The organism is Streptomyces siamensis (assembly GCF_039543605.1).
Lineage (GTDB): Bacteria > Actinomycetota > Actinomycetes > Streptomycetales > Streptomycetaceae > Streptomyces > Streptomyces siamensis.
Genome location: NZ_BAABKB010000068.1, coordinates 1 through 9,164 on the forward strand (window position 1 = coordinate 1; position 9,164 = coordinate 9,164).

7 protein-coding genes and 3 pseudogenes are annotated in these 9,164 nt (G+C 72.1%); 7 read left to right on the top strand and 3 right to left on the bottom strand.

What is annotated here, in order from left to right; all coding sequences use genetic code 11:
* Window positions 1–390 (top strand): hypothetical protein (locus ABEB03_RS43800; protein ID WP_345658703.1); only part of this gene is annotated, 390 nt, incomplete at its 5' end.
* A 435-nt stretch (window positions 391–825) separates the two neighbouring features.
* Here the strand turns inward: ABEB03_RS43800 and ABEB03_RS43805 are convergent.
* A pseudogene (locus ABEB03_RS43805) lies at window positions 826–1,538 on the bottom strand (MFS transporter); the annotation flags it as partial.
* A 386-nt stretch (window positions 1,539–1,924) separates the two neighbouring features.
* Between ABEB03_RS43805 and ABEB03_RS45525 the strand changes: the two are divergent.
* Window positions 1,925–2,308: pseudogene (locus tag ABEB03_RS45525) on the top strand (AMP-binding protein); the annotation flags it as partial.
* Between the two features lie 183 nt (window positions 2,309–2,491).
* On the opposite strand, the gene ABEB03_RS43810 reads toward ABEB03_RS45525, so the two are convergent.
* Both ABEB03_RS43810 and ABEB03_RS45530 read right to left on the bottom strand, forming a co-directional pair.
* Window positions 2,492–3,490, bottom strand: a complete 999-nt coding sequence (locus tag ABEB03_RS43810) for an NADP-dependent oxidoreductase (protein WP_345658702.1) — start codon at window positions 3,488–3,490, stop codon at window positions 2,492–2,494.
* A gap of 504 nt (window positions 3,491–3,994) precedes the next feature.
* Window positions 3,995–4,316: pseudogene (locus tag ABEB03_RS45530) on the bottom strand (hypothetical protein); the annotation flags it as partial.
* 334 nt (window positions 4,317–4,650) lie between these two features.
* Between ABEB03_RS45530 and ABEB03_RS43815 the strand changes: the two are divergent.
* From ABEB03_RS43815 to ABEB03_RS43835, 5 genes are all read left to right on the top strand, one after another.
* Window positions 4,651–5,121 (top strand): VOC family protein, encoded by a 471-nt coding sequence (locus ABEB03_RS43815; RefSeq protein ID WP_345658695.1) that lies wholly within the window; start codon window positions 4,651–4,653, stop codon window positions 5,119–5,121.
* 302 nt (window positions 5,122–5,423) lie between these two features.
* A complete protein-coding gene (locus tag ABEB03_RS43820; protein ID WP_345658696.1) occupies window positions 5,424–6,887 on the top strand; it encodes a dihydrolipoyl dehydrogenase family protein in 1,464 nt (487 codons plus the stop codon).
* Window positions 6,888–7,064: 177 nt separating this feature from the next.
* The gene (locus ABEB03_RS43825) at window positions 7,065–7,505 is read left to right on the top strand and encodes a hypothetical protein (RefSeq protein ID WP_345658697.1); all 441 of its coding nucleotides are present in this window, start codon (window positions 7,065–7,067) and stop codon (window positions 7,503–7,505) included.
* Window positions 7,506–7,621: 116 nt separating this feature from the next.
* Entirely contained in the window at window positions 7,622–8,038 is a 417-nt protein-coding gene (locus ABEB03_RS43830) for an SsgA family sporulation/cell division regulator (RefSeq protein ID WP_345658699.1), read from the top strand.
* 316 nt (window positions 8,039–8,354) lie between these two features.
* Entirely contained in the window at window positions 8,355–8,936 is a 582-nt protein-coding gene (locus ABEB03_RS43835) for a TetR/AcrR family transcriptional regulator (protein WP_345658700.1), read from the top strand.
* Window positions 8,937–9,164 lie beyond the last annotated feature (228 nt).

A 9,164-nucleotide genomic window follows, 5' to 3' on the forward strand; every position in this document is an offset into this window, starting at 1 on the left:
CTCGCAGCCGCCACCGTGACCATGACCGGCGTCGCCGTCACCGGCACCGCCTCGGCAGCCACCCTGCCCGCGGCTCAGCACAACGCTCACCCCACCACCGCCGTCGCCACCGTGGCCCAGCACGCCAACCTCTCCCGGATCGGCCAGGGCTGGTCCCTCTCGGACGGGCAGCGTGAATGGCACGGCGAGCGGGACGCTTCGGGTTACTCGTACTGGCGCTCCGACGACAAGGGCCGGCAGCTCCGCTACGACGGCCACCGCGTCTACCACCTGAACCAGGGACAGTGGGTCGCCGTCGCCCAGGCCGACGAGCGCGCCTACGCCTTCGACCGGTGGAGCTTCGACCAGCTCTGGACCGTCCGCGTCATCGAGGACCCCCGCGGCCTCTGAGCAGGATCCGCTCCAAAGAACACCCGGACAGAGAACATGATGAAGCAGTCGATCCGTACCCTCAGGACCCTTCGCCGCCGTCGTCCGGTGACGGACTTCGGTGCCGGCCGGCACCGTGGGCAGCCTGCCGCCGAGCGCCCGTCCGCCCTGGACGCGCCCGCAAGCGGCCGCCACCGCCGCTCCGAGGGCCTCGCTCTTCCCGCGTCCGCCTGACGCCCTCGTACGAGCCGGGCCGCGACGCCGACGAAGCGATAAGCCCCCCACTGCGCACACACGGTGCCGCCAAGCACCGATGCCCCCGACGCGCCACGGCAGTGGCCGGACCTGTGTGAACAACACCGCCGCCCGCGAACCGAGTGACACGGACACACCACCGTGCGGCCGACCGGCACCCCGTCGAACCTCACGCCCCCGAAGGGCGCGCCTGCGCCTCCTCTCCGCAGCAGGAACTACCCCGGGCAGCGGCCACCCGGCCGGCTCCGCCATGAACCACACCGCGGCACCGATGATCGCGGCCACCCTCTGCAGCAGGCGGGCATCATCACGTCGCCGCTCGCGCCGATGAGGGCCGTGAGCACCGCGGCGTCGCAGCGCCGAAGAGCGAGAGCCGTAGCGGACGTGGGTGGGCAAGCGAGCCAGGAGAACCGACGGCATCGCCGCGGTGAGGCAGGCCGGGAGCAGACCCGGCGCCCATGCCGAGCGCGATGGCAAGCGGGCCGCCCCCGTGAATCAGCAGCGGCGCGGGAACGGACAGGAACAAGAAGCCCGCGCAGCCGGCGACGCCGCCGGAAGAGACGACACGGTCCGACAGCGCGCCGCCGAACGGCTACACGCTCGTCATCAGCGCCATCGCACCGAGCACGACCAGCAGGCCGCGGGTCTCGTCGTAGTGGAGCTCACTCATCAGATGGCCCGGCGTGCAGGACAGCAGCATGCAGTCCGTGACGTCGACGATCAGGACGAGGCGTGCACAGCGGCGGCGCCTTCCACTGCCCCGTGACCATGTCGCGCAGCGGCACCTTCGGCCGCTCGCGCTCCTGACGCGCGGCCTTCCTCCGGCTCGGTGGCAAACGCGGGGGTCTGCCCGGGCTTCGCCCGCAGGCAGAGGCCGATGATGCGATCGGGCCCGCGACCGGGAACGGGAGGCGCCCCTACCTGGGTCAGGAGCTGAGATCTCCACCATCTCCTCGCGCATTCCCGCTGCGAGGTGCTGCTCACCGCCGACCGGGTCGGTACCACCGATCTGACCTCGGTGATCGCCGGGCCGATACCGGAGGTCTCCAACGCCGACCGGCCGGGCCTGCACTCGGCGACCTACACCGCACTGCGCGAGCTCGTCGTGATCGGCCGGGTGGCCCTCGAGCGCACGCTCCTTCACCGACCTGGGAGCAGACACGGCGGACCGTGGCGGACCGACATCCACAACCGGGGACTCCGCTCCGGTGCTCTGCCCCTCCGGCTCGACGACCCGGTCCGAGGCGGTCCGCCTCGCGCAGCGGGCAGCGATCGGTCACGCCACGAGGTCGCCGCCCGGATGGGCGTCCGACACGACGACCGCGTTTTGCTCCCGGTTCCGTTGTCCTGGAGCTACGGCGGTGCCAACGCTCTGATGGTCGCTCCGGTGACCGGGAGCCCGGTTGTGCTGCAGAAGACCTTCGACGCCGCGGGCGCGCTCGCCCGGGTCGCCCGACGCCGGTGCACCGTCCTGTACACCCTGCCGTCGATCACCCGCGCTCTCGTCGCGGAGCCGACGTTCTCCCGCGACGCCGTCACCACCCTGCCCCGTGGGATGATCATCGGGCCGCCGCCGGACGTGCGGGCGGCCGCGATCGAGTTCGGCGTCGCGGAAATCTGCAACGCCTACGGCTCGACGGAGTTGTACGGCGGGGCAACGGTGATCGCGACCCGGTCGCCCGGCAGGGCGGTGCCCTGCCGGGCGCACCCGGCGGACCGGGCCGAGCGAACGGGTCCGCCCGGTTCGCCGCAGCGAGCATCGCGACCACCTGATCGCCGGCCGCGCCCCAGGTCTCCGCGCCGGCGTCGCGAAGACCACCGGTGCCCTGAGCACGACCGCCAAACGCGCCGGTGGGACGGCTCGTTCCTAGACGGCCGTGAGCACGATCTTGCCCCGGATGTGTCCCCGGGCCACGCGCTCGTGCGCCGCCCGGGCGTCCGCGAGCGGGAACGTGCTGTCGATCGCGACGCGGATCTTCCCCGCGTCGGCCAGGCTCTGCAGTTCGGCGAGCTGCGCGCCGCTCGAGCGGACCGTCACGGCCGTGACGGTGACACCCAGCTTCGCGTTCTCCTCGTCGTCGAACTGGCCGAAGTACACCGGGTAGAGGGACCCGCCGCGCTTGAGGGTGCGCAAGAAGCGCCTGCTGTCGGGGCCCCCGACGGCGTCCAGGACCAGGTCGACGTCACGAACGGCCTCCTCGGGCCGCTCCTTGGTGTAGTCGATGAACTCGTCGGCGCCGAGCTCGCGCAGGAACGTCTCGTGGGCGCCGGAGGCCACGGCGATGACGCGGGCCCCCTTCCACTTGGCCAGCTGGAGGGCGAGGTGGCCCACGCCACCGGCAGCGCCGTTGATGAGCACCGTGCTCCGGCCGTCGAGTGCCATCGGGCGGTGCTGGGCCTCCTGGAACGGCGAGGGATGATCGTGCCCGAGCTCGATCAGGAACTGCCATGCCGTCAGTCCCGACATAACCAGGGCGGCGGCGTGCACGTGGTCGATGCCGGTCAGCTTGCGGGCGAGGTCGGACGCCGGCGCGGTGACGTACTCGGCGTACGCGCCGCTCTGGAGCAGGGTGGGGAAGCGCAGAAGGCCGATCACCTCGTCTCCGACCGCGAAGCCGTTGACGTCGGCGGCGACGGCTTCCACGACGCCCGAGACGTCGGTCCCCGGAATCAGGGGGAGCTGGAACTCGGGCCTCATCTCGGGGGGTATGCCGGGCATCCCTTCGCGCGCATACCGGTCAGGAGGGTTGATGCCGATCGCGTGCACACGCACGAGCACCTCACCCGGCCCCGGCACGGGAACCGGCACCTCCTCGTGACGCAGCACCTCAGGGCCGCCGAACTCGTGCAGCCGGATCGCTTTCATGGTCTGTTCTGGCACAGCGTTCTTCCTGCGTCTCTCGCGGGGCAAATGAAGTGAACCAGCGGACCGTTTTTCCGGACCACTGATCCGAATATATGGACCACTGATCCGGATAGTCAAGGGGGGCGGATGCGGGCCGATGCCGGGACGGACCGCGCCCCCTGCCCGCCACAGCGGGCACCGCCCTCGGCGAGCAGGACGCCGAGGTGTCACGGTGCGACATCGCGCACGGGACCGACGCCGGGCTCACAAGACCGCTCCAACTCGGCACGCCTGGGCGCCACTTCGAAGGCCCGAGGCCCGGCGCGAGCGGGATTCCGGCAACCGCGAGGAGCGCCGGGCCGGACGGGGAACGCCGCCCTCGGGCCTGCAGGCGAGACCGTCTCGCCCGCGGACCGGCGAGCCGGGCCGCGCGCCCGGCGGGAGCGGTCCGAGGCCGCGTCCACCGAGCAGCCAAAGGCGCCGGCGTCGAGCCGCACGCTCTGCGGGGGCGGACCGCGACCGCCGTCAAGCGGCCGACGGCGGCGCGCACGAACAGTTCGAGACCCAGGGCGCTCTGCCCGCTCCCCGTCCCCCGCTTCCCGCCGGCCCCGGGTCGGCTCGGCAGCCACCGCGAGCCGACGGGGCCCCGACGAGGCGATCGGCACATGGTGCGAGCGGGCATTGATCGCCGAGCCGAGCGAAGCGTCGCGGACAGTGCAGAGAGATCGGTGCCATCCATACCGCTCCGCGCCATGACCGCGGCCCGGGCGCGGGCGAGGGGCCGCGCACCGGCCGCGCGCACCGTGACGCACGAAGCGTGGAGTGCGGACTCGGCGTCCTCGACGGCGCCCCGCGCGCCAGGAAGCGGCGCACAGCGCCGCGAGCTCGGCCTGCGCCCTGCGCGCGATGTCGCGCGGGGAGGCGTCGACGCCCCGCTCCCGTATCGGCCCGCATCCCCCTCTTGACTATTCGGATCGGTGGTCCATATATTCGGATCAGTGGTCCGGAAAAACGGACCATTGGTTCAGGTCGGACCGTGGCGGATCGCCCACTCCCCCTTCGGCGTCACGCCGTCCGCCGCAGCCGCCGGAGGCAACGAGACCCCGGCCGCGACCACCACCTGTTGAACCGGTGACGCATTGGGCGTAATCCACCGACGTCAAGAAACAAGGACACCCCCCATGGAACTGAAGCTCGAAATGATCGTGCTGCCCGTCTCCGACACCGGCCGCGCCAAGGCCTTCTACGAGAAGGCCGGCTTCCGCCTGGACGTCGACTACGAGGCCGGCAAGGACGTCCGGGTGGTGCACTTCACGCCGCCCGGCTCCGAGTGCTCGATCATCTTCGGCGAGGGGATGACCCCCATCACGCCCGGCTCCCTCCAGGGCCTGTACCTCATCGTCTCCGACATCGAGGAGGCCCGGGCGGAGCTCACCGGCCGCGGCATCGAGGTCAGCGAGATCTTCCACGACGCGGGCGGCCTCTTCCACGGCCACGAGGGCGGGGACGTCACGCACCGCCGCCCCGGCCAGGAGCGGCTGGCCGGCCCGCACCCCGAGCGCGCCTCCTACGCCTCCTTCGCGACCTTCAGCGACCCGGACGGCAACGGCTGGGTCCTCCAGGAGATCACCCAGCGCCTCCCCGGCCGCTGACCACCCCGCAAGCCACCGTCCAAGGGCCGCAACGAGCCGTGCCCGGCCCGGACGGCAGCCCGTCCGGACCAAGCACCTTCGCGGTCCGGACCGAAGACCGGCACCGGACCACCGGGCGAGCGCACGGGTGGGTGCTCTGCGCCGCCCGGCGGTCCGGCTGCCGCGGGGCCCGCGCCGGCCGAGCGGCCGCCCCGTCCCGCAACTGCCCCTCGGCCCCGTGCGGTGCGGCGGCCCCGGCGCCGCCCGGCCGCGGGGAACGGCGAACGCGGCCGCCGGAGAGTCCCGCGCCGGGCACGCAAGCAATGAGGAACGAAACAGTGAGGAACACAGCAGTGACGAACGAGACGACCCGCACCTACGACGTGATCGTCATCGGCGCAGGGCCGGTCGGCGAGAACGTGGCCGAACGCGCCCGCGCCGCCGGACTCAGCACCGTGATCATCGAGCGCGAACTCATCGGCGGCGAATGCTCGTTCTGGGCCTGCGACCCGAGCAAGGCGCTGCTGCGGCCGGTGGTGGCCCGGGCCGACGCGAGCCGCGTACCCGGACTCGACCCGGCCGTCGCCGGCCCGCTGGACGTCGACGCGGTCCTCGCGCACCGCGACAAGATGTCCTCGTACTGGAAGGACGAGGACCAGGTCGACTGGCTGAACTCGGCCGGCGTCGACCTCATACGCGGCCACGGCCGCCTCACCGGCCCCAAAAAGGTGGCCGTGCAGACCGCGGAGGGCGACACCATCAACCTGACCGCCCGGCACGCCGTCGCCGTCTCCACCGGTACCCGCGCCGCCCTGCCCCCCATCCCCGGATACGACACCGTCCGTCCCTGGACCAGCCGCGAGGCCACCACCGCCACCAAGGCGCCCGGCCGCCTCGCCATCGTCGGCGGCGGCGTCGTCGCCGTCGAGATGGCCACCGCCTGGCAGGCCCTCGGCTCCCAGGTCACCATGCTCGTCCTCGAGAACGGGCTCCTGGAGCGGATGGAGCCGTTCGCCGGGGACCTGGTCACCGAGGGGCTGCGCGAAGCCGGCGTCGACATCCGCTTCAACACCACCGCCACCTTCATGACCCGCGAGGACGGCGAGGTGCGGATCACGCTGTCCGACGGCAGCGAACTGGCCGCGGACGAGATCCTGCTGGCCACCGGCCGCGCCCCGCAGACCCGCGACGTCGGCCTGCAGAGCGTCGGACTGACCCCCGGCGACTGGCTCACCGTCGACGACACCTTCCAGGTGACCGGCGTCGACGGCGGCTGGCTCTACGCCGTCGGCGACGTCAACCGCCGCGCCCTGATGACGCATCAGGGCAAATACCAGGCCCGCATCGCCGGCGCCGTCATCGGCGCCCGCGCCAACAACGAGCCCGTCGACACCGCCCCCTGGGGCGCACACGTCGCCACCGCCGACCACTCGGCCGTCCCCCAGGTCGTCTTCACCACCCCCGAGGTCGCCTCCGTCGGCCTGACCAGCCGCGAGATCGAACACAGCGGGCGCCGCATCAAGGTGGTCGACTACGACCTCGCCCAGATCGCCGGCGCCCACCAGTACGGCGAGGACTACCGCGGCCACGCCCGCATGCTCATCGACACCGACCAGGGCACCGTCGCCGGTATCACTTTCGCCGGCCCCGGCGTCGGAGAACTCGTCCACTCCGCCACCATCGCCGTCTCCGGCGAAGTCCCCCTCAACCGGCTCTGGCACGCCGTCCCCGCCTTCCCCACCCTCGGCGAGATCTGGCTGCGACTGCTGGAGACCCACCGCGGCTGAACACGCCCCCGCCGGCATGCGGGGCAGCCCTGGCCCGCGCCCGGCAACCCGGCCGTCCGCGGGCAAGGAACGAACCTCCAACGCCCCGCCCTCCCCAGGCAATAGCCAGACCCTCCATCACCCTCTCGGGGCACAGCCAGACCCTGTGCCACAGGGCGCAGACCCAGGAAAATGATCATGAATCACACGTTTGCACGACGGGCCGCCAGCATGGCCGCCACTGCCGCTGTCGCAGCAGCCACCCTGCTGGCAGTAGGCGGCACCGCATCGGCGACGTCCGACCCGTCCGCCGACCGCACTGCGGCCGCATCCCACTCCTTTGGCACCGCCGTCCCCTACGGCGACAATCGCGGGGGCGACCGCGACCGCGACCGCGAGGGCAGCGACCGCTACGGCTACGACAGCCACCACAAGAAAGAGCGGAACGCCAACGAGTGGCGCCGGCGCCACTCCTACGACGGCCACCGCAAGTGGGAGCGCAACGGCACCAAGTGGCACCACAACAACAACGGCCAGGGGCACTCCTACGACAGCCACCGGTTCCACCGCTGGAACGCCGACAAGCGGGTCACCGTGGGTGCCAAGGCACACGGGCTCAACGACCACACCTCCCGCTGACCGTCGGACATCTGCGCATGTGCCCGGACACACGCGGGCGCCGACGTCGCAGGGTGCGGGTGCACCGCTGCCGGCTGCAGTGGCACCCGTCAACCCGTGAACCTACAGCTGGAATCATGAGCAGTTGCATCGATCAATCGCTTCCTACCGAGCTCACCCTCACGCCGGACCAGCGGGTGACGGTGGCGACCCGCCTCCTGTACGGACCGCACGACCCCTATGCCGTGCACATCGTCTTCTATGCCGATACCGACGAACCGGTCACCTGGGCGTTCGACCGCGATCTCCTGGCGCAGGGCATACTCCGGCCGAGCGGAGAAGGGGACGTGCGGCTTTGGCCCACCCGCACAGGGCCGGATGCCGTGCTGAATCTCGCCCTGTCCCGCCCGCACGGGGCCGCCCACCTCACCGCCTCCCTCCCCGTGGTGACGCAGTGGCTGGAGCGCACCTACCACCTGGTGCCGTCCGGGCGTGAGGGCGACGGCATCGACCTGAATGCCGAGCTGTCCCGGCTGCTGCAGGGGACGGCCTGATGAAAAGACGTCCGGAATGACACGCGCCTCGCCGCCCGCTGCCCGCGCAGCGAACTGTCCGGAGGGTCATCCTCCGGCGCGCCGCGGGCAAGCACCCTCACCTGCACTCGGACGGACCGTCACCGTCTCGGCAGAAGCCTCGGCCGCAGCGCACTTTGCGTCGAGTGACGCATCAGCACAGGCGGTGGTGCCGGCCGCAGGGGGAGGCTCGCCCCTGCCTGCCCCGCACGATACTCTTATCCGGATCAGTGATCCATGTATTCGGACCGCTGACCCGAATACATGGACCACCGATCCGAACAGTCAAGGGGCACAGATGCGGGCCGATGCCAGGAAGAACCGCGACCACCTGCTCGCCGTAGCGGGCGCCGCCATCAGCGAGCAGGGCGTCGACGTGTCCCTGCGCGACATCGCACGCAGGGCCGACGTCGGGCTCGCCACGCTGCTGCGTCACTTCCCCACGCGCGAGGCGCTGCTCGATGCCCTGCTCCACACGAGCTTCGGCGAGCTGACCGCCAAGGCGGACGCGCTCGAGACGGACGACTCGCCCGGCGATGCTCTGGTGTCGTGGCTGCGCGACTGCGTCGGCTGGACCACCGAGTACCGGGGCGCGGTCGTGCTGATGGCGGCGGCCATCGCGGATCCCGATTCCGCGCTCCACGTTTCCTGCGTCACCCTGCGCGCGGCCGGTGCGCGGCTCCTGGCCCGTGCCCAGGCCGCGGGTGTGGCGCGGACCGACATCGACGGTGACGACGTGTTCGCGCTGGTGGAGGCGCTCGCCTGGCTCGGCGACCAGCGCTCGCTCGCGCCCCGCGCCGACCGCATCTTCGACGTGGTCGCCAGCGCGCTCCTGACGAGCACGGCGAGCAGCGACGCCGAAGCGGGCACCCGCAGCTGACATCGTCCCGCGCGCGGACCGGCGAACGCGCCCCGCACGCCCAGCAAGAGCGGACCGGCGCCGAGTCCGCCATGGCGGCCGAGGCCAGGGGCGTCGAGCCGCGCGGTACCCGGGAGCGGATGGCGACCACCGGGAAGCGGCCGCCGAAGGCGAGGGCGCGCCGTCCGGCACGACGTCATCCACGTGCGCTGCCGGGATGAGCCGCCTGGCATGACCGCCCGTCAACAG

Excerpts from the sequence above, each read along its gene's own strand:
- ABEB03_RS43810 (WP_345658702.1), bottom strand. The coding sequence starts at position 3,490 with ATGAAAGCGATCCGGCTGCACGAGTTCGGCGGCCCTGAGGTGCTGCGT.
- ABEB03_RS43815 (WP_345658695.1), top strand. The coding sequence starts at position 4,651 with ATGGAACTGAAGCTCGAAATGATCGTGCTGCCCGTCTCCGACACCGGC.
- ABEB03_RS43820 (WP_345658696.1), top strand. The coding sequence starts at position 5,424 with ATGAGGAACGAAACAGTGAGGAACACAGCAGTGACGAACGAGACGACC.
- ABEB03_RS43825 (WP_345658697.1), top strand. The coding sequence starts at position 7,065 with ATGAATCACACGTTTGCACGACGGGCCGCCAGCATGGCCGCCACTGCC.
- ABEB03_RS43830 (WP_345658699.1), top strand. The coding sequence starts at position 7,622 with ATGAGCAGTTGCATCGATCAATCGCTTCCTACCGAGCTCACCCTCACG.
- ABEB03_RS43835 (WP_345658700.1), top strand. The coding sequence starts at position 8,355 with ATGCGGGCCGATGCCAGGAAGAACCGCGACCACCTGCTCGCCGTAGCG.